This window comes from Amycolatopsis sp. WAC 04197, assembly GCF_003947475.1.
In the GTDB taxonomy this organism is placed as follows: domain Bacteria; phylum Actinomycetota; class Actinomycetes; order Mycobacteriales; family Pseudonocardiaceae; genus Amycolatopsis; species Amycolatopsis japonica.
This window is the reverse complement of record NZ_QHJK01000001.1, coordinates 81107-104928: the sequence shown is the minus strand read 5'-3', so window position 1 is coordinate 104928 and position 23822 is coordinate 81107. Positions and strand designations below refer to the sequence as shown.

At 68.8% G+C, this 23822-nt stretch carries 19 protein-coding genes; 13 read left to right on the top strand and 6 right to left on the bottom strand.

Annotated elements, in window-relative coordinates:
• The first annotated feature begins 34 nt into the window (after positions 1 to 34).
• Both leuS and DMC64_RS00485 read left to right on the top strand, forming a co-directional pair.
• Positions 35 to 2881: a leucine--tRNA ligase gene (leuS, locus tag DMC64_RS00490; protein ID WP_125731334.1), complete on the top strand. Its 2847-nt coding sequence runs from the start codon at positions 35 to 37 to the stop codon at positions 2879 to 2881.
• A gap of 89 nt (positions 2882 to 2970) precedes the next feature.
• Positions 2971 to 3708 (top strand): SDR family oxidoreductase, encoded by a 738-nt coding sequence (locus DMC64_RS00485; protein ID WP_125731332.1) that lies wholly within the window; start codon positions 2971 to 2973, stop codon positions 3706 to 3708.
• Here DMC64_RS00485 and DMC64_RS00480 read toward each other — a convergent pair whose 3' ends face one another.
• Together DMC64_RS00480 and DMC64_RS00475 are read right to left on the bottom strand one after the other, a co-directional pair.
• A complete protein-coding gene (locus DMC64_RS00480) occupies positions 3709 to 4428 on the bottom strand; it encodes a TetR/AcrR family transcriptional regulator (protein ID WP_037334062.1) in 720 nt (239 codons plus the stop codon). It lies immediately after the preceding gene.
• Between the two features lie 17 nt (positions 4429 to 4445).
• Positions 4446 to 4838: a hypothetical protein gene (locus DMC64_RS00475; protein ID WP_125731330.1), complete on the bottom strand. Its 393-nt coding sequence runs from the start codon at positions 4836 to 4838 to the stop codon at positions 4446 to 4448.
• Between the two features lie 190 nt (positions 4839 to 5028).
• On the opposite strand from DMC64_RS00475, the gene DMC64_RS00470 reads away from it, so the two are divergent.
• The 8 genes from DMC64_RS00470 (at position 5029) to DMC64_RS00435 (ending at position 14329) form a co-directional block, all read left to right on the top strand.
• The gene (locus DMC64_RS00470) at positions 5029 to 5577 is read left to right on the top strand and encodes a YbaB/EbfC family nucleoid-associated protein (RefSeq protein ID WP_125731328.1); all 549 of its coding nucleotides are present in this window, start codon (positions 5029 to 5031) and stop codon (positions 5575 to 5577) included.
• Between the two features lie 27 nt (positions 5578 to 5604).
• A complete protein-coding gene (locus DMC64_RS00465) occupies positions 5605 to 5913 on the top strand; it encodes a type VII secretion target (RefSeq protein WP_073845920.1) in 309 nt (102 codons plus the stop codon).
• 8 nt (positions 5914 to 5921) lie between these two features.
• Entirely contained in the window at positions 5922 to 7055 is a 1134-nt protein-coding gene (locus DMC64_RS00460; RefSeq protein WP_125731326.1) for a WXG100 family type VII secretion target, read from the top strand.
• A 36-nt stretch (positions 7056 to 7091) separates the two neighbouring features.
• Complete coding sequence (locus DMC64_RS00455) at positions 7092 to 8690, top strand: DUF6346 domain-containing protein (protein ID WP_125731324.1); 1599 nt, start codon at positions 7092 to 7094, stop codon at positions 8688 to 8690.
• A gap of 127 nt (positions 8691 to 8817) precedes the next feature.
• The gene (locus DMC64_RS00450; RefSeq protein ID WP_125731322.1) at positions 8818 to 9921 is read left to right on the top strand and encodes a DUF6346 domain-containing protein; all 1104 of its coding nucleotides are present in this window, start codon (positions 8818 to 8820) and stop codon (positions 9919 to 9921) included.
• 321 nt (positions 9922 to 10242) lie between these two features.
• Positions 10243 to 11103, top strand: a complete 861-nt coding sequence (locus DMC64_RS00445; RefSeq protein WP_125731320.1) for a ribokinase — start codon at positions 10243 to 10245, stop codon at positions 11101 to 11103.
• Between the two features lie 68 nt (positions 11104 to 11171).
• Positions 11172 to 12806 (top strand): phosphoenolpyruvate--protein phosphotransferase, encoded by a 1635-nt coding sequence (gene ptsP, locus DMC64_RS00440; RefSeq protein WP_125731318.1) that lies wholly within the window; start codon positions 11172 to 11174, stop codon positions 12804 to 12806.
• 104 nt (positions 12807 to 12910) lie between these two features.
• A complete protein-coding gene (locus tag DMC64_RS00435; protein WP_125731316.1) occupies positions 12911 to 14329 on the top strand; it encodes an MFS transporter in 1419 nt (472 codons plus the stop codon).
• On the opposite strand, the gene DMC64_RS00430 is transcribed toward DMC64_RS00435, so the two are convergent.
• Positions 14326 to 14988 (bottom strand): DUF1707 domain-containing protein, encoded by a 663-nt coding sequence (locus tag DMC64_RS00430; RefSeq protein WP_037334083.1) that lies wholly within the window; start codon positions 14986 to 14988, stop codon positions 14326 to 14328. The genes DMC64_RS00435 and DMC64_RS00430 overlap by 4 nt on opposite strands.
• A 189-nt stretch (positions 14989 to 15177) precedes the next feature.
• On the opposite strand from DMC64_RS00430, the gene DMC64_RS00425 reads away from it, so the two are divergent.
• The gene (locus DMC64_RS00425; protein WP_233629520.1) at positions 15178 to 16104 is read left to right on the top strand and encodes a hypothetical protein; all 927 of its coding nucleotides are present in this window, start codon (positions 15178 to 15180) and stop codon (positions 16102 to 16104) included.
• A gap of 1 nt (position 16105) precedes the next feature.
• Here the strand turns inward: DMC64_RS00425 and DMC64_RS00420 are convergent, their stop codons facing one another.
• The 3 genes from DMC64_RS00420 to DMC64_RS00410 are packed head-to-tail and all read right to left on the bottom strand — an operon-like array spanning position 16106 to position 19121.
• On the bottom strand, positions 16106 to 16765 hold the full coding sequence (locus DMC64_RS00420) for a response regulator transcription factor (RefSeq protein ID WP_125731314.1): 660 nt from the start codon (positions 16763 to 16765) through the stop codon (positions 16106 to 16108).
• Positions 16762 to 17928, bottom strand: a complete 1167-nt coding sequence (gene macS / locus DMC64_RS00415; RefSeq protein WP_037334086.1) for a MacS family sensor histidine kinase — start codon at positions 17926 to 17928, stop codon at positions 16762 to 16764. The genes DMC64_RS00420 and macS overlap by 4 nt, the downstream gene beginning before the upstream one ends.
• Positions 17925 to 19121, bottom strand: a complete 1197-nt coding sequence (locus tag DMC64_RS00410; protein ID WP_038521967.1) for an AI-2E family transporter — start codon at positions 19119 to 19121, stop codon at positions 17925 to 17927. The genes macS and DMC64_RS00410 overlap by 4 nt, the downstream gene beginning before the upstream one ends.
• A 271-nt stretch (positions 19122 to 19392) precedes the next feature.
• Between DMC64_RS00410 and DMC64_RS00405 the strand changes: the two genes are divergently transcribed.
• Both DMC64_RS00405 and DMC64_RS00400 read left to right on the top strand, forming a co-directional pair.
• Positions 19393 to 20400 carry a hypothetical protein gene (locus DMC64_RS00405; RefSeq protein WP_125731312.1) on the top strand — a complete coding sequence of 336 codons (1008 nt, stop codon included), beginning with the start codon at positions 19393 to 19395 and terminating at the stop codon, positions 20398 to 20400.
• A gap of 195 nt (positions 20401 to 20595) precedes the next feature.
• On the top strand, positions 20596 to 23814 hold the full coding sequence (locus tag DMC64_RS00400) for a PE-PGRS family protein (RefSeq protein WP_125731310.1): 3219 nt from the start codon (positions 20596 to 20598) through the stop codon (positions 23812 to 23814).
• Positions 23815 to 23822 lie beyond the last annotated feature (8 nt).

Genomic DNA, 23822 nt, shown 5'->3' with positions numbered 1-23822 from the left:
GGCTTGACGTGGATGAGCACGGAGGATTTCGGCGATGAACCAGGCGAGCGAAGGCGCCGACGCGGCCCCTCAGCACCGCTACACCGCGGAGCTGGCGGGCCAGATCGAGCAGCGTTGGCAGGACTACTGGTCCGACCACGGCACCTACCACGCACCGAACCCGGTGGGCCCGCTCGCGGACGAGAACGGTGAGGTCCCGTCGGACAAGCTGTTCGTCCAGGACATGTTCCCGTACCCGTCGGGCGCCGGCCTGCACGTCGGGCACCCGCTGGGCTTCATCGCGACCGACGTCTTCGCGCGGTACCACCGCATGATCGGCCGCAACGTGCTGCACACGATGGGCTTCGACGCCTTCGGCCTGCCCGCCGAGCAGTACGCCGTGCGCACCGGGCAGCACCCGGCCAAGACCACGGACGAGAACATCACGACGTACCTGCGTCAGCTGCGCGCCCTGGGGCTGGGCCACGACGACCGGCGCCGGATCCGCACCACCGATCCGGAGTACTACCGCTGGACCCAGTGGATCTTCCTGCAGATCTTCAACTCCTGGTACGACGAGAAGGCGGGCAAGGCCCGGCCCATCGTCGAGCTGGAGACCGAGTACGCGCAGGACAAGCGTCGTACGCCCGACGGCCGCAATTGGTGCGAGCTGACCCGCGCCGAGCAGCTGGAGATCATCGACACGCACCGCCTGGTCTACATCTCCGAGGCGCCGGTGAACTGGTGCCCCGGCCTGGGCACGGTGCTGTCGAACGAAGAGGTCACCTCCGACGGCCGCAGCGAACGCGGCAACTTCCCGGTGTTCCGCCGCAATCTGCGGCAGTGGATGATGCGGATCACCGCCTACGCGGACCGCCTGGTCGACGACCTGGACCTGCTGGACTGGCCGGAGAAGGTCAAGTCCATGCAGCGCAATTGGATCGGCCGCTCGCACGGCGCACAGGTCAAGTTCGCGGCGGGCGATCAGGAGATCGAGGTCTTCACCACCCGTCCGGACACGCTGTTCGGGGCGACCTACGTCGTCGTCGCGCCGGAGAACCCGCTGGTCGAAAAGCTGACCGCGGCGACGTGGCCCGAAGGCGTCGACGCCCGGTGGACCGGCGGCGCCGCGACCCCCGCCGAGGCGATCGCCGCGTATCGCGAGGCCGCTTCCCGGAAGTCCGAATTGGACCGTCAGGAGAGCAAGGAGAAGACCGGCGTCTTCACCGGCTCCTACGCGGTGAATCCGGCCGACGGCAAGGAGATCCCGGTCTTCGTCGCCGACTACGTCCTGATGGGCTACGGCACCGGCGCGATCATGGCCGTCCCCGGCCAGGACACCCGCGACTGGGAGTTCGCCGAGAAGTTCGGCCTGGAGATCATCCGCACCGTGCAGCCGACGGAAGGCTTCGACGGCAAGGCGTTCACCGGCGACGGGCCCGCGATCAACTCGGGCTTCCTGGACGGCATGGGCGTCGACGAAGCCAAGAAGACGATGATCGGCTGGCTGGAGGAGCACGGCCACGGCCGCGGCACCGTCCAGTACAAGCTGCGCGACTGGCTGTTCTCGCGCCAGCGCTACTGGGGCGAGCCGTTCCCGGTCGTCTACGACGAGGACGGTCAGGTCCACGCGCTGCCGGACAGCATGCTGCCGATCGAACTGCCCGAGGTCGCCGACTACTCGCCGGTGACGTTCGACCCGGAGGACAAGGACAGCACGCCGTCCTCGCCGCTGGCGCGCGCCACCGAGTGGGTCGAGGTCGAACTGGATCTGGGCGACGGCAAGAAGACCTACCGTCGTGACATCAACACGATGCCGAACTGGGCGGGCTCCTGCTGGTACCAGCTGCGGTACCTGGACCCGACGAACTCCGAAGCCCTGGTCGCGCCGGAGAACGAGGCGTACTGGGTCGGCCCGCGCCCCGCCGAGCACGGCGTCGAAGACCCGGGCGGCACCGACCTGTACGTCGGCGGCGTCGAGCACGCGGTGCTGCACCTGCTGTACTCGCGGTTCTGGCACAAGGTGCTGTTCGACCTGGGCCACGTGTCGTCCAAGGAGCCGTACCGGAAGCTGTTCAACCAGGGTTACGTGCAGGCGTACGCGTACACCGATTCCCGCGGGTTCTACGTGCCGGCCGAAGACGTCGTGGAGAAGGACGGGAAGTTCTTCTACCAGGACGAAGAGGTCAAGCAGGAATACGGGAAGATGGGGAAGACGCAGCGCAACGTCGTCACCCCGGACGAGATGTGCGCGACCTACGGCGCCGACACCTTCCGTTTCTACGAGATGTCGATGGGCCCGCTGGACGTGTCGCGGCCGTGGGCGACCAAGGACGTCGTCGGGGCGCAGCGGTTCCTGCAGCGTCTGTGGCGCCTGGTCGTCAACGAAGAGACCGGCGAACTGCGTGTGTCCACAGTGGACGCCACGGACGCCGATCGCAAGCAGCTGCACAAGGTGATCGCCGGGGTCCGCGAGGACTACGCGGAACTGCGGTTCAACACGGCCGGCGCGAAGCTGATCGAGCTGAACAACCACGTCACCAAGGTCTACGGCGGCGCCGAGGCGACTCCGCGCGAGCTGGTGGAGCCGCTGGTGCTGATGCTGGCGCCGCTGGCCCCGCACCTGGCCGAGGAGCTGTGGAAGCGCCTGGGCCACGCGGATTCCCTGGTGCACGGGCCGTTCCCGGTCGTCGACGAGAAGTACCTGGTCGAGGATTCCGTGGAGTACCCGATCCAGGTCAACGGCAAGGTGCGTTCCCGCGTCACCGTGCCCGCCGACGCGGGCAAGGACGCCGTGCAGGCGGCCGCGCTGGCCGACGAGAAGGTCGCCGCGCTGGTCGGCGACGGCACCCCGCGCAAGGTGATCGTCGTGCCGGGACGCTTGGTCAACATCGTCCTGTAGCACCGTGGCCGAAAGACGCCAGCGTCGAGGGTCGTGCGGCGATTCGATGGAGTTGTTCAAGGACAACGAAATCGAACGGAGAACACCGCATGACCCTCGACGGCAAGGTGGCTTTGGTGACCGGCGGCAGCCGCGGGATCGGTGCCGCCACGGCGATCCGGCTCGCCGAGGACGGCGCTGACGTCGCACTCACCTACCAGAACAACGCCGAACTCGCGGCCGGTGTCGTGGACCGGATCAAGGCGCTCGGCCGCCGCGCGCTGGCGATCCAGGCCGACAGCGCCGACGCCGCGGCCGTGGTCTCCGCGGTCGACACGGCGGTCGCCGAATTCGGCAGGCTCGACGTGCTGGTCAACAACGGCGGCGTCGGCTTCGTCGGCCCGCTCGACCAGACGAGCCTGGAGGACATCGATCGCGTGCTCGCGGTGAACGTCCGCGGTGTCTACGTGGCCACCCAGGCCGCGGCCCGGCACCTCGGCGACGGCGGACGCGTGATCACCATCGGCAGCTGCGTCTCGGACCGAGTGCCCGGCCCCGGGATGTCGCTGTACGCGGTGAGCAAGACCGCGCTGCTGGGCATGACCAAGGGCCTGGCCAGGGAACTGGGGCCGCGCGGCATCACCGTGAACATCGTCCACCCCGGCCCGACCGACACCGACATGAACCCGGCCGACGGCCCGTACGCCGCCGACCAGCGGAGCCTGACGGTGTTCGACCGCTACGGCTCGCCGTCGGAGGTCGCCGCCACCGTGTCGTTCCTGGCACGGCCGGAAAGCAAGTACGTGACCGCCGCGACCGTCTCGGTCGACGGCGGGCACGCGGCCTAGCTACTCGGTGGACAGGCCGATCTCGCGCGCGAGATCGGCCAGCATCGCGTCGAAGAGGACGTCCGGTTTCGAGAACGGGATCGGGTAGTTGCCGAAGACCTCGAGCGTGACGTGCCCGTAGAGCCGGGCCCAGAACTGGATCATCAGGTACGTCACGCCGAGGTCGAGCTTTTCGAGCGGGAACGTCGCCCCGGACTCCTTCAGCACGGCGAGCAGTTCCTCTTGGAACGACGTGAGATCGTCGCGCAACTCGGCCGGGACCACGTCGTTCGACGGCGTCACCAGATCGTGCATCGCGAGCACTCGCCCCGCCGCCGCGAGGAAGATCCGCCCGAACGGCTCGTCCAGCCTGCTCAACGTGTCGTCGCCGGCCGGCGACGCGAAAACCAGTGTGAACTCCTTGGTGTGCGTGAGTGCCCACCGCCGGAATCCCTTGCAGATGGCGAAAAGCTGCAGCGCGCCCTCGTCCGGCAGCTGCGCGATGTCCTCGGCGAGCCCGGCCGCCAGATCCGCGACGACGTCCGCGCGCAGATGCTCGACCAGATCGTCGCGGGAACCGTAGTAGCGGTACAACGCCGGCGCCGTGATGCCGAGCTCGCGCGCGATCGCCCGCAGGGTCACGGCCTCCGGCCCCTGCTCGACCAGGAGCGCCCGCGCCGTCCGGCGGATGTCCTGATCGGTCGCGGCCCGCTCGCGACCCCTGCGGCCGGTGTTCGTCATCCGGGCATTCTAGGTGGTCAGTGCGCCCTTACCGGGGAAGAACCCAGAAGCCGGGACTGGAGCCGTGTGAGCGGCCGGAGGGCAAGGAAGATCGGAATGGCCATCCCGGCCGCGACGAGGAAGTGCACGATCCACGCCCCCGCCAGCGTCGGCCCGCCCCACGTGCCCTCGGGATCGCTGCCGGTCCAGAAGAGCCCGTAGGTCGCGATGCGCCCGACGAGGTAGAACAGCAGCAACGCGAGCAGGAACGCGGCCGCGCTCGGACCGAACGCCGCCACGAACCGAGGCCGGGACCCGCTCTCGTGCCCGAGCCAGCGCCGCGACAGTCCACGCTGGACCTTCGCGCCACCGAGATACCCCGGAAGTACGAGAAGCGCGTAGACCGCGCGTTTCCAGTCCGAAATCGTCATACCCGGCACGCTAGGGGTCGCTGACCTGCGGGAACATGAGGTAAGCCGTCGGATCCGGTAGGGAAAACCGGAGGTCGCTGTGGTGATCCACACGACCGGGGTGCGGATGTCCGGCAAACGTTCCCCGATGTCAGACGGGTATGCCACACTCGGTCGCCGAACGGCTACGACGTGAACAGGGGAGGTTCGCGTGTCGAACCCTGAGCAGCTCTTCGCTGATTTCGAGGCCAAGCTGGCCGACGCCCAGCGGAAGGCGAATCAGATGCGCACCGAGATCGAAAGTGTCTCGGTGTCCGAACGCAGCAAAGACGGCCAGATCTCGGTCAGGGTGAACCACGCGGGGAACCTGGTGGGCCTGGAGATCGGCCCGTCCGTGCGGGACAACCCGGCGCTCGCGCAGGAGATCCTCCGCGTCGTCCAGAGCGCGCAGAGCAAACTCGCGGGCGCGATGCAGACCGGCGTGCCGTCCATCGCGGGCACCGAAACGATGAACGAGCTGGTCAACCAGCTGCACAACGAGTACCCGGAACCCGAACCGACGGGCTACGTCGAGGGCGGTCACCAGGAGCCCGACGAGGACGACCGCTTCGTCGCCGAAGACGAACTCGACGCGCCTCCGCCTCCTCCCGCCCCGAAGCCGGCCGCACCCCCGGCCCCGCCCGCGCCGCCGCGTGTCGCGCGCAGGCAGCAGACGGACCACGAGGACGACTACTTCACCGGCGGCGACTTCCTGCGCTGAGCGGGTTCTTGAGGGAGGGAAAGAACGATGACCGGCTCCAGTGGACCAGGATTCGATGTAGATCCATCCGCGCTCGAAACACATCGAGGGAAGCTAGATGCGCTCACCGGGCGGATCAACACGGCCTTGAACGCCGCCGAGCAGACGATGCACCCCGAAGCGTTCGGGATCATCGGTATGTCGCTCGCCATCTCGTTCTCCATGGCGCAATCCGTCGCGGAAGACGCCGTCAGAACGGCCGCGACGAGCGCTGACGACCACGCCGATCGGGTCAGGGTGTGGCAGCAGCGGAAGGAAATCACCGAGGACGAGTACAAGAAACTCTTCAAGGTATAAGGCCGGCCATGACTGAGAATCCTGTTGCCACGAACCCCGCCCCGAAGGCGCCGAATCCACTGGTCGCCACCGACGGTGCGAAGAAGGAAAGCCCGCTCGAGGGCGCCGGCCTGATACAAGACTTCGGCGACGCCCTGATCAAGTTCTCTTCTGGGGATTGGGGTGAGGGACTGGCCAATCTGGTGATCGGTGGCGTCTCCTTCGCCTCCGATATGTCCGATCCGCTCGGTGCTCTGGCCAAAGCGGGTATCGGATGGGTCATCGAGCATGTCAGCTTTCTGCGGGAGCCACTGGACTGGCTGACAGGTGACCAAGTCGCGCTGGAGAACCTGGGCGGTACCTGGGGGAACATCGGCGACGAGTTGTCGAAGGTCGCCGATGAACTGCGACAGGACGTCGCCAGGGACTCGGCCACCTGGACCGGGACCGCCGCGGACGCCTACCGGGCGTTCGCGAACGATCGCGCGGACCTCTACGAATCGGTCGCCACCGGGGCGCAGGGCATCTCGGTCATGATCGCGATGTGCAAGTCGATTCTCGCCGTGGTTCGCAGCTTGGTACGTGACCTGATCTCCGAGTGTGTATGGAAGCTGATCTGGATCGTCTGTCGCTACCCGGGCCCCGCGATGCCGGCCGGGCTGGCCGCCGAGGGAGTTCCCATGGCGATCAGGTGGGCGACCAAGATCATGGACAAGGTCAAGCAATTGACCAAGGCCTTCGGAAACGCATCAGGGCTCATCAAGAAGCTGGGTGCGATGTTCGGAGAGGCGAAGAGGCTTCTCCAGGGGGTGAACGTCAAGGACGTCGCCAAGAACTTCGGGAACGATGTCTCTGGTCTGGCCAAGACCTTGGGCGACGACATCGCCAATCTCGCCGCGTACGGCAAGGTCGGCGCGAAGGACATCGCCGACGATTTCGGCAAGGAGGTGTCGGACGCCGTCAAGAAGGTTCCCGACGCCGTCACGAAGGAAGTGTTGAAAGAGGCGGGTAAGAAGGCCGGCGAAATCGGCGACAAACTGGTTTCAGGTGGTGACGACAAGAAGGACGGCAAGGATGGTGCAGTTGGTGCCCAGTCTGCCGGTTCGACAGTGCAGCCGGTTTTCGACCAGCCTGGCGGACAACGGATATCAGGATCGATCTAGTCCTCGAGTCCAGAACTCGGTCGTTCGGAGGAAGTCATGAAAGCGGCCGCGAAAACCGTTGTCACCTGTGTCGCGGCGTGGATCCTGCTGGCTTTGTTCGTCATCGGTGTGCTCACGTTTCTCCGGATCGCCGGGTTGCCGGTCACCGTTTCCGGCTCTGACCTCAACGGGGCCGACGGGACCGCGACCGTCGGCGAGTGCGCCGAATTCGGCCCGCTTTCGGCTCGAGGAGCGGGCTATTACTGGAAATGTGTCGCCGAGGTGCGGACAGGTCCGGATCGAGCACCGGTCGAGATCGAGTTCGGCCCCGACGAGCTGACACCGGCCGACCGCGGACAGCAGGTGTTCGTGGACTACGCCGCCAAGGACTGGCAGCGAAATGTCCCGCACCCCTACGAATTCCTCGCGGTGATCGGTCTGGTCGCCGTTGGAGGCCTGGGGTTCATCGGTTACGCCGTCGGTCCCGAGACCGTCCTAAGGTGGCTGGTACCGACCCTGCGGCGCGATACCGGAAGGACACGAGCACCGGCCGAACCGGAATCGCTGGACCTGCCGGTCGAGCTGAAACTGCCGGTGCCCGATGGAGGAGATCGGGCCGGGTCCGTCGCGGCGTTCATCTTTTTCGCCGCGACAGGGGCCGGGTTTCTGGTGGTGGCGGGAACCATGATCGTGGCGACAGTCCGGCTGAGGCCCGACGATGTGGCGACATATCTGGTCGCGTTTCCTTTCCTGCTACCAGGTGTCGGCTTGCTCGCGGCGATTCCCTCGGCCAGGCGCAGGCTTCGGGTCACGTCGGGAGCATCGCTGGTTCCCGCGCAGTTGACGTCGAGAGGGTTCGTACAGACCGCGCGCGATGGTTCGCCACGCCGAATCCACTGGTCGAGGATCAAGCGTTTCGTTTTCGTGGAACGCCCAGGTGACCTGGTCGAGGTCCACCTCGCGATCGTGGGTGAAAAGAGGGATGAAGACCTGGCAGCAGCCTTCTGCACTCGTTCCGATCACGGATATCTCCTCACGCCCTTTCTGCGGCTTCAAGAAGCCGAGCGCTTCTCGGCAGTGGTCGAGAACTTCAAGCCAGGTTTGACGCGTTGGCCCACGAGGGAAGTTGCCAGGGGCGGGCTCGGTTTGATCAGGCCGGCCAAGAGCACGGTCGTCAGGCTGAAGAACGCCTCGTCGGGCGTCTCGACGGAGAAGCGGGTCTCGGCCAGCCGGCCCTCGCTCACCCGGCTGACGGTGATGTTGCTGGGGTCGATTCTGCTGACCTGGTCATTGGCGACCGCCGCATCCGGTCAGGTGGCGATGGACCGGTTCGTCATCACCGCGGTCGTGCTCGTCTACCTCGCCGCATCCTTGTACCGAGGACGCCGTGGGATCTTCGTGTTCCGAACAGATTCCTTGAGCTGGAAGGAAAGGGATAGCCCTGAGGTCAAAGTTCTCTACGCGGACATCGACAACATCGTGGTGAAGCCTGCTCCGCCGGGCAACGGCCGCTGGTACTACAGCGTTCACGTCGTGCCGAGTGAGGGCGACGAGTATGTGCTCGTGGAGCGGGTGGGCGCAGCCGCCGCGAAGCGTCTCGTTGATCTCGTCCAGCCACGACCAGCGACGGCAGAGCCGCTGGAGAACCGTTCGTGAGGCGGTTCGAGGTCGAAGAGAACTCGCGCCGGACGATCGGAATGGCCGGGTCGATCCAGTGAGCAACGGTCTTCTGCTGACCGGGTACGAAGCGGTTCCCACAGTCACGCGTAGATCCCCTTGGAAGGTGGCGGGCCTCGCCGTCGGCGTATTCCTCTATGCGCTGATCTGCTGGACCCTGCTCGGCCGCGGGATCGTGTCCCACGGCGAGGAGGGAACGAGCAAGTTCGTCGACATGGCGACGGCGAAGTCTTGCGAGCAGATAGGGCCGGTGAGCATTGCCGGGATCGGCTACTACTGGGTTTGCGACCTCGAGGTTCGCCCCTATTCGTCAGGCTCCAGGCAAGAAGTCGTGACGGCGCGCTCGTACCCGGACGAGTTGACTCCGGCTGACATAAGCAAACCCGTCCGAGTCAAAGAGGTCGGCAGGTACTACGCCCGGGACTTCAAAAGCGACGTTCCGTGGTGGAGCATCGCGCCCGGCGTCGGTGGGTTCGTAGGTTTGGGCTTGTTCGCCTACTGGCGACGGAACAAGCGCTTCCGCAAACCTGATACCGAAACACCCGTGACCAGTTCGCTTTCTCTCTCCTCAGTTCGTCCGCGGGGCGGCGTGGCGGCTCCTGCCGGCCTTCCCGCGACGGCTTCGAGGACGGTCACGCCCAACGACTGGTCGTCAGCGAAGTTCTGGCGCATTTGCGGGGTGATCCTCGTTGTCGCCGTCATCTCCGGGATCGTGGGTTTCACGGCGGGCCGCGGAACGGAGCTCCGCGAAGCGACCCTGACGATCGCGGCGATCGGGCTCCTCTCTCCGGGCTGGCTTTGGTTCTGCACCCCCGCGCGATGGAAAAAGGCGACCTGGTGCACCACGTTCACCGTGTCGGTCGAAGGAATTCGCTGGTTCCGCCGCGACAAGGCGACCTTCGAGTTGGGCTGGGACGAGCTCCGCGAGCTTCGGCTGACCACCGTCACCGATGGCAAACACGTCTTGCGGATGATCGACTTCTTTCCCCTCGACGATGATTTCGCGAAGCGTCATCGAACGCTGAAGGGACTATGGGAAATCGGGGCGAACCTCGACGGTCGCTCACTTCCGCCGGTCGTGAACGGCTACCGGATTCCTGAAGCGTTCAGCGACGCCGCGTTCGCGGAGGTCCGGGCTGCGATGACCATGATCCGGCCTGACAAGCTGGGCGAGTATCGCGGAATCCCGCAGAACACGGTCGCGTCCTGAGTGCGGCACCCTGTCAACCGGGGCGCCGCCGGCGCCGATCACTCGGGGGGCTACGTGATCGACGCCGGCGACCCGATGCCCTCTTCCCGGCGGAAGCCGGGATCGGGGCAACGTCACCGCTTGGACGCGGCAACGCATCTCAAGAGCGGGCGTGATCGCCGAAGTGACGCCCGGGGGAAGGTTATCCCCCGAAAGAGTGACGGCGTTCCGCTGCTCGCCTGATTGTCGCACTACGCGCCGAGAAAGTTACAAAGTTCTTCACATCTTCGTCTGGAGAAGGGTCATGCCCGGACAACTGCTGGTCATGGCATCGTCTCTTCCATGACTTCTCAGGTGCTGGTCATCGGGTCCGCCAATGCCGATCTCGTCGTCCCGGTCGATCGGCGACCCGGTGGTGGCGAAACCGTACTCGGTGGCGACACGATCTTGTCGCCGGGTGGCAAGGGCGCCAACACCGCGGTCGCCGCGGCCAGGCTCGGGGCGGACGTCGCGTTGCTCGGCGCGGTCGGCGACGACCCGTACGGCGAGTTGCTCAAGCGGTCGCTCGCCGAGTCCGGGGTGGACACCGGCTCGCTGCGCACGAGTGAGCGCCCGACGGGGATCGCGTACATCACGGTCACACCCGACGGTGAGAACTCGATTCTCGTCTCGCCCGGCGCCAATTCCGCCTTGCGGCCCGAGGACGTCGACCTCGACGGCGCCGAGATCGTGGTGCTGTCGCTGGAGATCCCGCTCGAAACCGTCGAGCATGCCGTCGCGAAAGCCGCCGAACACCACGTGAAGACGCTGCTCAACCTGTCGCCTGCGGCCGAGCTTTCCGCGAAGACGCTGCAGAGTCTCGATGTGCTGCTGGTCAACGAGCACGAGGCCGCGTTCCTGCTCGGTGGCGAGGCGGATTTCCCCAAGCTGCTCGATCTCGGTCCGAAGGCCGCGGTCGTGACGCTCGGCGCGAAGGGGGCAGCGGTGGTGACGGCCGACGGGGTGACGGAGGTGCCGTCGCCGAAGGTCGAGGCGGTCGACACGACGGGCGCCGGTGACGCTTTCGCGGGGGCGCTTGCCGCGTCGCTCGCGAAGGGCGAGGAGCTGGTCGATGCGGCGCGCGAGGCGGTGAAGGTGGCGGCGATCACGGTGACCCGCCAAGGCGCGCAGCCTTCGTATCCGACGGCGTCCGAACTGGAATGATGTCCTCTTCTGTGTTCTGCTGATGGCTATGAGCCAGCTCACGCCGCCTATGAGATATGGTCTAGACCATGCCGTCTGAGTCACTGTCCGGGGTCGCCGTCAGTCCCGGCCGCGCGAGCGGTCCTGTCGTCCGGGTCGCCGAACCGCTGGGTGAACCCGCGAGCACGCCGGCACCGGCCGATCCCGCCGCCGAGGCCGCCCGGATCGCCCCGGCCGCGCAGATCGTGGCGGGCAGGCTCGAGAAGCTCGCCGAGACGGCGACCGGCGAGGCCGCGACGATCCTCATCACCACGGCGGCGATGGCGGCCGACCCTGCGCTCGTCTCCTCGGCCGAGCAACTCGTCAAGGACCAGAACCTGCACGCGCCGCGCGCGGTGCACCAGGCGGCGGGGAAGTTCGCCGACGCGCTCGCGGCCGCGGGTGGCTACATGGCCGAGCGGGCCCGCGACGTCCTCGACGTGCGTGACAGGCTCATCGCCGAACTGCTCGGCATCGCGCCTCCCGGCGTTCCCGACCTGGCGTCGCCGAGTGTGCTCGTCGCCCGCGACCTCGCGCCCGCCGACACCGCCGGACTCGACCCGGACAAGGTGCTCGCGCTCGTCACCGAAGAGGGCGGCCCCACCAGTCACACCGCGATCCTCGCCCGCGCGCTCGGCATTCCCGCCGTCGTCGCGGTCCGCGGCCTGCTCGCGCTCGACGCGCAAGCGCTTGCGGTGGACGGTGACACCGGCGTCGTCGAGGTCGCGGACCCGAACGCCGAGGTCGTCACGGCCGCCAAGACCGGCGCGATCGAGTGGGACGGCACCGGCGCGACCTCCGACGGCCACCGGGTGAAGGTGCTCGGCAACGTCGGTTCCGCGACCGACGCCCAGGCCGCCGCCGAGGCGGGCGCGGAAGGCGTCGGCCTCTTCCGCACCGAGTTCTGCTACCTCGACGCCTCTTCCGAGCCGAGCGTCGAAGAGCAGCGCAAGGCCTACACCGCCGTGCTCACGCCGTTCCGCGGCAAGCCGGTCATCGTCCGCACCCTCGACGCGGGCGCGGACAAACCCCTCGCGTTCCTGGAGCCCGAGGACGAGCCCAACCCGGCGCTCGGCGTACGCGGCCTTCGCGTCGCTTTCGACCGTCCCGAGATCCTCGACCGCCAGCTCGAGGCCATCGCGGGTGCCGCGCGGGACTCCGGCGCCTACGTTTCGGTGATGGCCCCGATGGTCGCCACCGCCGCCGAGGCCGCCTGGTTCGCCGAGCGCGTCCGCGCCGCCGGAATCGCCCGCGCGGGGGTGATGATCGAGATCCCGGCCGCCGCGCTGACCGCCCGCGAGATCCTCGACGCGGTCGACTTCGTCTCCGTCGGCACCAACGACCTCGCGCAGTACACCTTCGCCGCGGATCGCCAGCTCGGCGCCGTCGCCAAGCTCAACGACCCGTGGCAGCCCGGCCTGCTGCGCCTGCTCAAGGTCATCGGCCAGGCCGCGAAGGACACCGGCAAGCCCGCCGGCGTCTGCGGTGAGGCCGCCGCCGATCCGAGGCTCGCGCTGGTGCTGGCCGGGCTCGGCCTGACCAGCCTCTCGATGAACGCGCCCGCTGTGCGCGCGGTCGGGGCGAGCCTGGCGGCCACGACACTGGCCGAATGCGAGGCACTGGCCGACGCAGCTTTGGCCACGTCGGACCCGGTGTCCGCAAGGCAAGCCGCCGCCAAGCGGTAGCAAAGGTCCCCCGCTCCCAAAATCGGATCCGGGGGGATGTCGAAATCCGGTCCACCGCTTCGACGCCTAGGTGAAAGACACCGAAGCGACGAAAGGACCGGACCATGACGACCACCATGACCCCGACGCGGGCTGGACGCCGGGAATGGGTCGGGCTGGCCGTGCTGGCCCTGCCCACCTTCCTGGTCTCCCTCGACGTGTTCGTGCTGATCCTCGCGCTGCCGAAGCTCAGCCAGAGCCTCGGCGCCGACAGCACCCAGCAGCTGTGGATCATGGACGTCTACGGCTTCATGATCGCCGGCTTCATGGTCACCATGGGCACCCTCGGCGACCGCATCGGCCGCCGGAAACTGCTGCTCATCGGCGCCACGGCGTTCGGGCTGGCCTCCGTGCTGGCCGCGTTCTCGACCAGCGCGCTGATGCTCATCGCCGCCCGCGCGATCCTCGGGATCGCCGGTGCGACGCTGGCGCCGTCGACGCTCGCCCTGATCAGCAACCTCTTCTCCGACAGCCGTCAGCGTTCGCTCGCGATCGGCATCTGGGCGGGCTGCTTCACCGTCGGCGCGATCGTCGGGCCGATGGTCGGCGGCGTGCTGCTGGAGCACTTCTGGTGGGGTTCGGTGTTCCTGCTCGGCGTCCCCGCGATGGTCCTGCTGCTCGTCGTCGGCCCGAAGCTCCTGCCCGAGTACCGCAACGAGAACGCCGGCCGCCTCGACCTCGCGAGCGTCGCGCTTTCCCTGGTCACGATCCTGCCCGCGGTCTACGGCATCAAGGAACTCGCTCGCGAGGGTGTGCACGTGGTCCCGGTGGCCTCGCTCCTGATCGGCCTCGGCTTCGGCGTGGTGTTCGTGCGGCGCCAGCGGACCCTCCAGGACCCGCTGATCGACCTGACGTTGTTCCGCGGCCGGGCGTTCACGACGGCGCTGGGCGGGATGTGCGCGTTCTCCATGCTGGGCGGGACGACCATGCTCTTCGTCGCGCAGTTCTTCCAGATCGTGCTGGAGCTTTCGCCGGTCGGCGCCGCGCTGGCGCTGCTGCCGGGCATGCTCGCCTCGACCGCCGGCTTCCTGGCCGCCCCGATCCTCGCCCGTCGTATCCGCCCCGCGACCTTGATCGCCACCGGGCTGGCCGGCGCGATCGCGGGGTTCCTGCTGCTGACGCAGGTCGAACCCGGGACCGGCCCGGTGATCCCGGCGATCGCCTTCGCCATCACCTGCCTGTGCGGCGGCCCGCTGATCACCCTGGGCACGGATCTGGTCGTCGGCTCCGTACCGCCGGAGAAGGCCGGTTCGGCGGCCTCGCTTTCGCAGACCGGCAACGAATTCGGCTACGCGCTGGGTATCGCGATCGTCGGGACGCTGGGCAACGCGGTCACCCGGTCCCGGCTCGCCGACGCCGTCCCGGCGCACGACGCGTTCGCCAGCGGGATGCACGCGGTGTCCGGGCTGGCCGCGCTGGTGCTGGCCGCTGTCGCGTTCTTCGTGGTCCGGCACCTGCGCCACGTGCGCCCGGTCGGCGCCTAACCGAAGAAGCCCCGCCGCGGGTACTTGATGATCAGCGACCCCCCGTGCACGCGCCCGGTGATGACGAACCGGGGCGTGCCGGGGCGGCCGTTCGAGCGGGTCCGGTCGTCGAGGTTGCCGAACTTGATGTCGGTGATCGAGTTGGTGTCGACGGCACCGTCTTCGGGGATGGTGATCTCCACCGGCCCCCATTTGGCCTGCAGTTCGATGTGCACCACCGGGTACCGGATCTCGGCCTGGGAGAAGTCCAGTTTCGTGGCGCCGTACTTGTTCCGGATCACCATCGACTCGGGAACGAGCCAGTTCCCGTTGCGCTGCAACGCCGAGTACTTGCCGTTGAGCTCCATGACCTGCCCGGACGCCTGCGCGTAGGCGTGCTGCCGCGGCGGCGCCCACGGGTTCTGCTGCTGCCGGGGCACCATTCCGGCTTCGGGATGCACCAGGCCGGGCAGATCCGTGAGCACCGCGTTCAGCTCACCGCGGGTCTTCGAGGCGAGGGCGCGGTCGGTCCGTTCGGTGAACTCGTCGAGGTTCAGCATCCCTAGGCCGATCGCCTTCTGCAGGACCTCGACGACGTGTTCGCGTTCCGCGTCGGAGACCCGGATGTCCCGTCCGGTCAACGGCTTGGTTTCGGTCGCCGGCTGCTCTTCCTCGCCCATGCCAGGAATGGTAGAACCGATTCTCACGCGCGAGATCGGGGAAAAACCCTGAACAGACCCGCATTTCTCCCCTGTGCCGCCCTGCTGGCGGCCGTCCTGCTGCTGGCCGGATGCACTGTCGAAGCAAACCCGCCGGAAGCCGTCCCGGAGCCGACATCGCCGCCGCCGTCGAAACTCGAAGGCGTACCGGTGGACTACAGCGGTTTCCGGCTCGTCATGGCGACTTCACCGCCCTCGATGCTCGATCCCGCCACCGGCGCCACCACGCCGTTGCCCGGTGCTCCGGGCGGTGACCGGGTCAACGACGTCTTCCGCGTCGGCAAGTTCCCGGTCGTGCTGTCGGCCGGGCGCTGCGGACCGTCGTGCCTGGAGCCGTCCGAGGTGCTCGTCTACGGCGACCCCAAGAACCAGCCGTGGAAGCTCGGCAGGGCTCGCAGCGTCGCCCCGGCCGCCGACGAGAGCGGCGTCTGGGTGATCCGCGACGACGGCAACGACCTCTGCCGCCTCCAATACGTCTCCCTGCTCGGCGTCGAGCGCGGGCGCGGCCGCCCGGCGAGCTGCACGATGGCGGTGCGCCAGGAGGTGCCGCAGGGCCTGCTGATCACGGTGAACACCGGGACGGCCACCGCCGAGGACGTGCTGATCGACCCCGCCACCGGCCGCGCCGTGCGCCAGTTCCCCCGCGTCCTCGCGATCACCAAGGACCGGATGCTGCTGGCCGAGCTGACCGAGTTCTCCGTGCTCGACCTGCGGAACAACCAGCGCACCCCGGTCAAACGGCCGGTGGCCAACGGCACGCCGGGCGACGCGGTGCCGAGCCGTGACGGCTACAAGGTCGCCGTGCTGTTCGGCGACCCGGCCTGGGCCGGGACGGCCACGCAGACCGCCGACGTCTGGGTGCTCGCCCTCGACACGCTGACCTGGACACACGCGCCCTCGAACCCGATCGCGACCGAGCTCAAACGGGTCGCGGTCGAATGGACCGAGGACGACAGCCTGGTGCTCGCCACGGACGTCGTCGCGAGCTGGCGGCTCGACCGGCCACAGTGGACGGTCGTCAAGACCGCGTTGCCCGCCGAGCGGAATCGCTCCGTGGTGACGATCGGCCAGGGGTGAACTATTCCTCGTCCAGCCCGTGCTCGATGGCGTAGCGGGCGAGTTCGACGCGATTGTGCAGCTGGAGTTTGCGCAACGTCGACTGGACGTGGTTCTCCACCGTCCGATGCGAGAGCACGAGTTTCTCCGCGATCTGCCGCGCCGTCATGCCCTTCGCGACCAGGCGCAGGACGTCGGTCTCGCGTTCGGTCAGCCGCGGCGGCGCGGGCCCGTCGTCCGGCGCGTCCGCCATGCGGCGGTACTCGCCGAGGACGAGTCCGGCGAGCCCGGCGGTGAACACCGGGTCGCCCACCGCGGTCCGCTTGACCGCGTCCACCAGTTCGCTCGCCGAGGCCGATTTCACCAGGTAGCCCGACGCCCCGGCCTTGACCGCCTCGAGGACGTCGCTGTGCTCGCCGCTCGCGGACAGCACGAGCACCTTCGTCGACGGCAGTTCCGCGGTGATCTCGCGGGTGGCGTCGACCCCCGACGTCTCGCCGAGGTTGAGGTCCATCAGCACGACGTCCGGCCGGACCGTGCGCGCGATCCGCACCGCGGCGGGGGCGTCCGGCGCGGTGGCCTTCACGTCGAATCCGTGCTCGGCCAGGTCGCGCGCGACGCCGTCCCGCCACATCGGGTGGTCGTCGACCACCATCACCGAGACCTGAGGCGCTTCGGTCATCGCTTCCCCCTCGCCGCCACTGGAACCTTGACTTCCCATTCCGTGCCCTGGCCGGGCGCGGTGTCCAGGGCGACGCTCCCGCCCAGATCCCGCACCCGTCCCTTGATGGACTCCGCGATACCTAGATGTCCCTCGGCCGCCGCGCGTTCCAGGACACCGGGCGCGATTCCCGGGCCGTCGTCGCGGACGCTGACCACGACCTCGGTTCCGAGGTCCTCCAGCAGCACCCAGGCATGCGCGTCTTCGCCCGCGTGCTTCTCGACGTTCGACAGCGCCTCGCGCGCCACGGCCACCAGCTCCGCGGTGACGTGTTCGGGCAGCTGGACCTCGCCCGCGGGCGTCGAGACCTGCACGGACGGCGTCGCGAGAAGCTGCAGCGCGGACCGGAGGTCGGTGGTCCCGTTCTCGCTCGGATGCGTCGGCTCGGTGGTGACCAGCGCCCGCAGCGCGATCTCCTGCTCGCCGGCCAGTTTCGCCAGCTCGGCGGCCTCCCCGCCGAATTCGGCGCCGCGTTTGCGCACGCGCGCGAGCACCTGGAGGACGCTGTCGTGGATCGAGCGGGCGAGCCGCTCCCGTTCGGCCGTGGCGGCCTCCATGCGCAACGCCCTGGTCAGCGCGTCGGCCGACCGGCGCGCCATGGTCGCGGCGAGCCCGATGACGAACCCGCTCGCGGTCAGCAGGAAGCCGTCCCTCGCGACGTCGACGTCGAACCGCCAGCGCACCAGCCCGGTGACCACCGAGACCACCAGCCCGGCGAGCACCCCGCCGAGCGCGCCGAAGCGTGTCCCGGCGGCCGCGGGCGGGACCGCCGCCCACACCGTGGTGATGAGCGGGGTGTTGGCGTCGAACTGCGCGGTGGTCAGGATCCACGCCGAGGTGAACATGAGGACGACGGTCAGCGCGAGATCGACGCCGACCAGCCACGGCCAGCGGCTCGACGGCCGCGCGTAGAACACGCTGCTCAGCACCGTCCACAGCGTCATCACGCCGAACGACGTCCACGCGAGCCACTTATTCGCGTAGCCGTCGTAATGGACGATGAACGAGCCGAGCGCGAAGAGCAGCGTCGTCACGCGAAGCACGATCACCCCGCGCCACAGCGGTGTGGCCGGGTCCCGCGTGCCGAGCGCCGAAACGGCGCGCCAGAGCGGGGGCTCGGTCATGACTTGGCTTCGGACTCTTCCCCGGGATCGTTCGGCTGCGCCGCCTGATCCCGCAGGACGTCGATCTCGGCCGGATCGGGATCGTGTTCGTGCAGCAGCGACCGGATACCGGCGTTGAGCACCGCGAGCAGCGGCACCGACAGCAGCGCGCCGGCGATCCCGGCGGCGACGAGACCGGCGGTGATCGCGAGCACCACGGCGAGTGGGTGCAGCTTCACCGCGCGGCCGAGCAGGATGGGCTGCAGCACGTGGCTCTCCAGCTGCATGACGCCGATGACGATGGCCAGCACGATCAGCGCGCCGACGACACCCTTCGTCACGAGCGCGATCAGCACCGCGACCGCGCCCGCGATCACCGCGCCGATGATCGGGATGAAAGCGCCGAGGAACACCAGCGTCGCCAGCGGGATCACCAGCGGGACGCCGACGATCGCCAGGCCGATGCCGATACCGACCGCGTCCACCACGGCCACCGCCGCCGTCGCGCGCACGTAGCTGACCAACGACGCGAAGCCACGCCGCCCCGCGACGTCGACCCGGTTCCGCACGCGGCCCGGCACGCCGCGCACGAGGAACGTCCAGATCTGGTCGCCGCCGGAGAGGAAGAAGATGAGGATGAACAGCGTCAGGATGAACCCGGTGACGATCTCGCCGACCGTGCCCGCGGTGGTGAGTGCGGTGGTGGTGATCGAGGCCTGGTTGTTCTGCAGGAAGCTGATCGCCTGGTTGATGAACTCCTGGATCTGCTCCTGGCGCAGGTGCAGCGGACCGTCGATGAGCCAGACCTTGATCTGGTTGAGGCTCTCCGTCAGCTGCTTCTGCAGCTCCGGCAGGCCGGACGAGAACTGCGCGACGACGAACGTCAGCAGCCCGCCGAGCACGGCGAGGCCCGCGATCAGCACTATCCCGGCCGCCAGCCCGCGCGGGAATCTCAGCGCCGTCAGCTTGGAGACCGCTGGCGCGAGCAGCGCGGCCAGCAGCAGCGCGATCGACAACGGGATCACGACCACCGACAGATAGCCGATGAGGAACACGATCACGTAGAGCGCGGCGATCACCACGATGAACCGCCACGACAACGCCGCGCCGATCCGCAGGCCGCGGGGCACGAGGTTGGTGACGTCCTCGGTGGATTCCGAAAGGAACGGGTTCGCCGGGTCGAATTCCGGCTGTTTGCGCTGGGGCTCGCTCACGCGGACACCGTATCGGTCCGAGGCGACGTTTCTTGAACATTCCGGGCAACGCGCGAGCGGCGAATTCGCCCGATGCGACGCTTGACACATCGCCCGTTGATCGACTCCGGAGTAACCGGGCTCCGCCAGCCTTGATCACCGATCGTGATTTCGGGTTACACCGAGTGTTCTTCACACGATCGTGCCATCAAGGCCTTTCAAACTCGCGCAAGCCTTCCGCACTTTGCTTACCTCGGTCCCGCAACGACGAACCGAAGCGACAGGAGGCCGAGTGACGAACGCGGCGAAGAACGAGAGGCGTGGCGCTGTGCGCTTCGGCCGTCTCGCTTCGCGTGCGCTGTTCGTGCTCGGTGGTGCCGTCGCCGGTTCCGCCGCGGCGTGGGCCGTTTCCGGCGCTTCCGCTTCCGCGGACATCGCCCCGGTGGTCTCCGCGCCCGAAACCAGCGTCACCCCGGTCACCGACGCCACCGCGGCGGGGCTGACCGACGTTTCCGGTGGCGCCTCGAAGTTCGCCGGCGATGTCGCCGGCGCGATGTGCGGCGAAGGCCAGCAGGACGCCACCACGTGGTCGATGCCGGGCGAGAACGGATCCGCTCCCGCGAAGCGCCACTGCGGCGATCTCCGTGCCGATCAGCACGAGGTCTCCACCCGCGTCAGCGACGCGGTCACCGACTTCGCGGACACCTCGGTGGTCACCCCGGTCAAGCGGACCCTCGGTGCCGTCGAGCACATCGTGCGCAAGCCACAGGACACCCGTCAGGTGCTGGACGAGACCTTCGCCCCGTCGCCCGACTTCGGCCGCGACGTCTGGGACCTCCTGGACCCGGACAAACACGGCGACCTCGTCCCGGAACTCCCGGTCGGCGAATCCCCGGTGGACCCCGGCTCCCCGCTGGACACCATCGGCGCCGGTGAGCAGGTCACCGACTTCGCACAGCTGGCCACGACGCAGTTCCCCGCTTCCTCCGAGACCGTCCTCCCGATGCCGGCCTTCGCGCAGTCGCACGATGCCTTCGATCAGGTCGAGGACGCTCCGGCGCATGACGGTCACCGTGGTGACTTCCCGCGTCCGATCACCCCGGCGCCGCTTCCCGCCGCGCCTTCCTTCCCGACTGTCCCCGGCGGCTCCGCCCCCGGTGGTCACCTCGACGGCCTGACCCACGGCGTTCCCGCCTGGGTCGCCGCCGCCGTCGAGCGTTCCCTGACCGGCTACGCGCTGGCAGGCACGCGGTACATGCCGCTCACCCCGGGCTCGCAGCCCGGCGTCACTCCCGACTGAACACCTCCCTCCGCGGGGTAGCCGACGCGCCTCACGCCTCCCGATTCCGGGCTTGGCTTCGCGTCCGCTCCTGATCCCCCGCGAAACGGCGGTGCGCTTTTGTGCGCCCGCAGCCAGTTCCACCCCCCTCTGGTGCCGCTTCGAAGGCACCTCCTCAGACCCGAAAGGGAACCCGAAATGAAGGAGAACAACCCCATGCAATCCTGGGCAAAGCGCGGACTCCAGACCGCGTTGGTCACGGGTGGGCTGTTGATGCTGGGTACCGGCATCGCTTCGGCTGACGAACAGGTCAACCCCGACACCCCGGCCTCCCCGCTCGACGCGAACGTCACCGTTCCCATCGAGATCGACAACAACGCCGTCGGCACCCCCCTCGGCCAGGCCGATCTCCCCGGCTACAAGGGTGAGGTCAGCACGAAGGCCGTCACCAAGCCCGTCTCGGACGCGCTGGACTCGGCTTCGTCGCCCGGCGGCAGCACCGACGGCATCGGTGGAGGGCTCCCCAGCCTTTCCGGCAAGAACGCCGCGGTCCCGGCGCCGCTGGCCGCGAAGGACTCGGCCCGCCAGATCACCGGCGGCCCGACCGGCGGTGGGTTCACCACCACGGACGACATCCTCAAGGGCAACAAGGTCGTCGGTGACGTCGTCGTCCCGATCCAGATCGTCGACAACGCCATCGGCGTGATCGGCGACGCCGAGGTCGAGGGTGGCTCGCACGACCAGACCTGGGCGCACAACCAGGACATCGAGACCACCGGTGAGGACTCCAGCCTCGCCGGGAACGTCGTGTCCCTCGACTGGGCGCTGCCCGTGCAGATCGCCGGCAACGGTGGCGGGCTCGCCGGCGGCACCGGCCGCGTGGTCGGCGGCTCCGCCAGCCAGAGCACCACCGAGACCGGCAACATCACCACCGACGGCGAGGGCTCCGCCCTGTCCGGCAACGTGCTGGCCGGTCAGTTCGCCACCCCGGTCCAGGTCACCGGCAACGCCGCCTCCTGGATCATCGGCAACGCCAACAGCTCCGGCTACGAGGCCGAGACCGAAGCCACCTCCGGCGGCTGGGTCGAGACCGACGGTGACGACTCCGCCCTCGGCGGCAACGTCGGCGCGGTGCCGATCGCCCTCCCGGTGAAGGTGAACGACAACGCGGCCGCCGCGTGGGGTTCGCTCGCGAACTCCAACAGCAGCTCCTCGGCGGACGCCACCGCCGGTGACACCACCCCCGGCTGGAGCAACGTCCCCAGCTACGTGCAGACCTCCGGCGAGGACTCGGCCGTCGCGGGTAACGCGATCGTGCCGCAGACCGCGGACGTCGCGAACGTCGGCGGCGTGGCCGCCAGCTGGATCGGCCTCGCCAACACCGGCAAGGACGGCGGCACCAGCCACTCGAGCGTCGTCGACGCCGGTGGGTTCGTCAGCAGCGAGGGCGAAGGCTCCGCGGGCGGCGGCAACATCGTCGACCCGGCCGTGGCCGCGCCCGTCGAGGTGACCTGCATCGCGGGCACCTACATCGGCAACGTGTCCTCGACCTCGTGCGAGAACACCGTCGACGCGAACGCCGGCAACGGCAGCCACACCACGGGTGACGACTCGACCCTCGCGGGCAACATCGTCAACACCCAGGCCGCGCTGGCCCCCGAGGTCTACGGCGTCGGTGGCTCGCACATCGGCCAGGCCGTCGCCGAGGCGACCGAGACCAAGACCGTGACCGCCGGCGGCTACGACGGCACCACGGGCGACGACTCGTCCGGCTCGGGCAACATCGTCCAGGTCCCGGCCGCGGTTCCGGCCGAGGTCTTCGGTGTCGGTGGCTCGTTCATCGGCCAGGGCACCGGCACCGCCGACGAGACCAAGGTCGTCTCCGGTGGCGGCGGCGGGAACACCGCCGACGACAACGGCTTCCTCAGCTCCAACCTGGGCACCGTGCCGGTTTCGCTGCCGGTGCAGGCGTTCGGGATCGGTGGCGCGTTCATCGGCCAGGGCCACGGTGGCGCCGACGGCGACACCACGTCCAACGCCGGACACGACGTCCACGCGACCGGTGACGGTGGCGCGGGCTCGGGCAACCTGGTCTACGGCCCGGTCTCCCTGCCGGTCCAGGCGCACAACTTCGCCGCCGTGCTCGGCGGGATCGCGTCGGGCAAGGGCACGAACCTCACCGACTCGAACGCGGGCGGCGACGCCACCGCGAACGGTGAAGAAGGCGCCCTGGCGGGCAACATCGTCCAGACGCCGATCGGTGGCGCGGTCCCGGTGACCGGGCACGGCATCGCCGGCGCCGGCATCGCCGAGGGCGACAGCGTCAGCGACGTCCTCTCGGAGGCGGGCGGCGACGCCACCACCAACGGTGACGAGGGCGCGGTTTCGGGCAACATCATCGGCGCGCAGGCGCTGCCGATCGTGCCGGTCACCCACGACGCGGTCGCGGCGGCCGGTCTGGCCGACGCCGAAGGCTCCAACACCGTCGACGCCCTTTCGGGTGGGGACGTGGAGACCTCGGGTCTCGACGGATCCCTCTCGGGCAACATCCTCGACATCCCGGCCGCGGCCGACCCCGAGGTGTTCGGTGACGCGATCGCGGCCGCCGGTGGCGTGTCCGAGACCGAAGCGGAGAGCATGATCACCGGCCAGGCCGGTGGCGACAGCATCACCGACGGCAGCGGAGAGGCTCTCTCGGGCTTCAACTTCCACCACCCGCTGGTCTTCGTGATCCCGCTGAACGAGCTCGAAATCCCGGTCCTGGCGATCGCGGACGAGAACTCGACCGACAACACCGTGATCAACGACGAGGAGTACACCCGCGCCTTCACCGACTCGGTCGGTTCGGAGATGCCGATCGACGCGCTGCCCGCGCTGCCGTTCGGTTCGGTGCCGTCGCTGAACGGTGCCGGCGCCCTGCCGACCACCCCGGAGATCGGTGGCGCCCGCGCCGACGGTCCCCAGGTGGCGACCCTCCCGGTGCAGGTGGCCGGTCTGACCGCGCTGAAGCAGCTGGGTGCCATCCCGGCGCAGCTGCCGAAGTCGGACCTGCCCGAGCTGCCCGGCACCCCGGCCCTGCCCGGTGTCCCGGCCCTGCCGAAGACCCCGGGTCTGCCCGGTGACGCCGCTCGCGCGGACGCCCCCAAGGTCGCGCAGCTGCCGACCCTTCCGGCGCTGGGCAACGGGCTGCCCACCGCCGGCAACCTGCCGGTGCAGCTCCCGACGGCCGGCGCCCTGCCGACCGCGGGTGCGCTGCCCACCGCCGGCGCGCTGCCGGTGCAGCTGCCCACCACGGGCACCCTGCCCGCGGTGAACAGCACCCCGGCGATGCCGACCGCGCAGGTCCCGGCTCTGGCGGGCGTCGACTCGTCGCCGCTGAGCATGTTCCAGCGTTTCATCGGCACCCTGACCGGCAAGAAGTTCCACACCATGTGAACCTGCCA

Coding starts and splice junctions, on each gene's coding strand:
- ptsP (WP_125731318.1), top strand. CDS start 11,172: ATGCCGTCTGAGTCACTGTCCGGGGTCGCCGTCAGTCCCGGCCGCGCG.
- DMC64_RS00465 (WP_073845920.1), top strand. CDS start 5,605: ATGACCGGCTCCAGTGGACCAGGATTCGATGTAGATCCATCCGCGCTC.
- DMC64_RS00485 (WP_125731332.1), top strand. CDS start 2,971: ATGACCCTCGACGGCAAGGTGGCTTTGGTGACCGGCGGCAGCCGCGGG.
- DMC64_RS00475 (WP_125731330.1), bottom strand. CDS start 4,838: ATGACGATTTCGGACTGGAAACGCGCGGTCTACGCGCTTCTCGTACTT.
- DMC64_RS00430 (WP_037334083.1), bottom strand. CDS start 14,988: ATGGGCGAGGAAGAGCAGCCGGCGACCGAAACCAAGCCGTTGACCGGA.
- DMC64_RS00400 (WP_125731310.1), top strand. CDS start 20,596: ATGCAATCCTGGGCAAAGCGCGGACTCCAGACCGCGTTGGTCACGGGT.
- DMC64_RS00445 (WP_125731320.1), top strand. CDS start 10,243: ATGACTTCTCAGGTGCTGGTCATCGGGTCCGCCAATGCCGATCTCGTC.
- macS (WP_037334086.1), bottom strand. CDS start 17,928: ATGACCGAGCCCCCGCTCTGGCGCGCCGTTTCGGCGCTCGGCACGCGG.
- DMC64_RS00455 (WP_125731324.1), top strand. CDS start 7,092: ATGAAAGCGGCCGCGAAAACCGTTGTCACCTGTGTCGCGGCGTGGATC.
- DMC64_RS00460 (WP_125731326.1), top strand. CDS start 5,922: ATGACTGAGAATCCTGTTGCCACGAACCCCGCCCCGAAGGCGCCGAAT.
- DMC64_RS00480 (WP_037334062.1), bottom strand. CDS start 4,428: ATGACGAACACCGGCCGCAGGGGTCGCGAGCGGGCCGCGACCGATCAG.
- DMC64_RS00435 (WP_125731316.1), top strand. CDS start 12,911: ATGACGACCACCATGACCCCGACGCGGGCTGGACGCCGGGAATGGGTC.
- leuS (WP_125731334.1), top strand. CDS start 35: ATGAACCAGGCGAGCGAAGGCGCCGACGCGGCCCCTCAGCACCGCTAC.
- DMC64_RS00420 (WP_125731314.1), bottom strand. CDS start 16,765: ATGACCGAAGCGCCTCAGGTCTCGGTGATGGTGGTCGACGACCACCCG.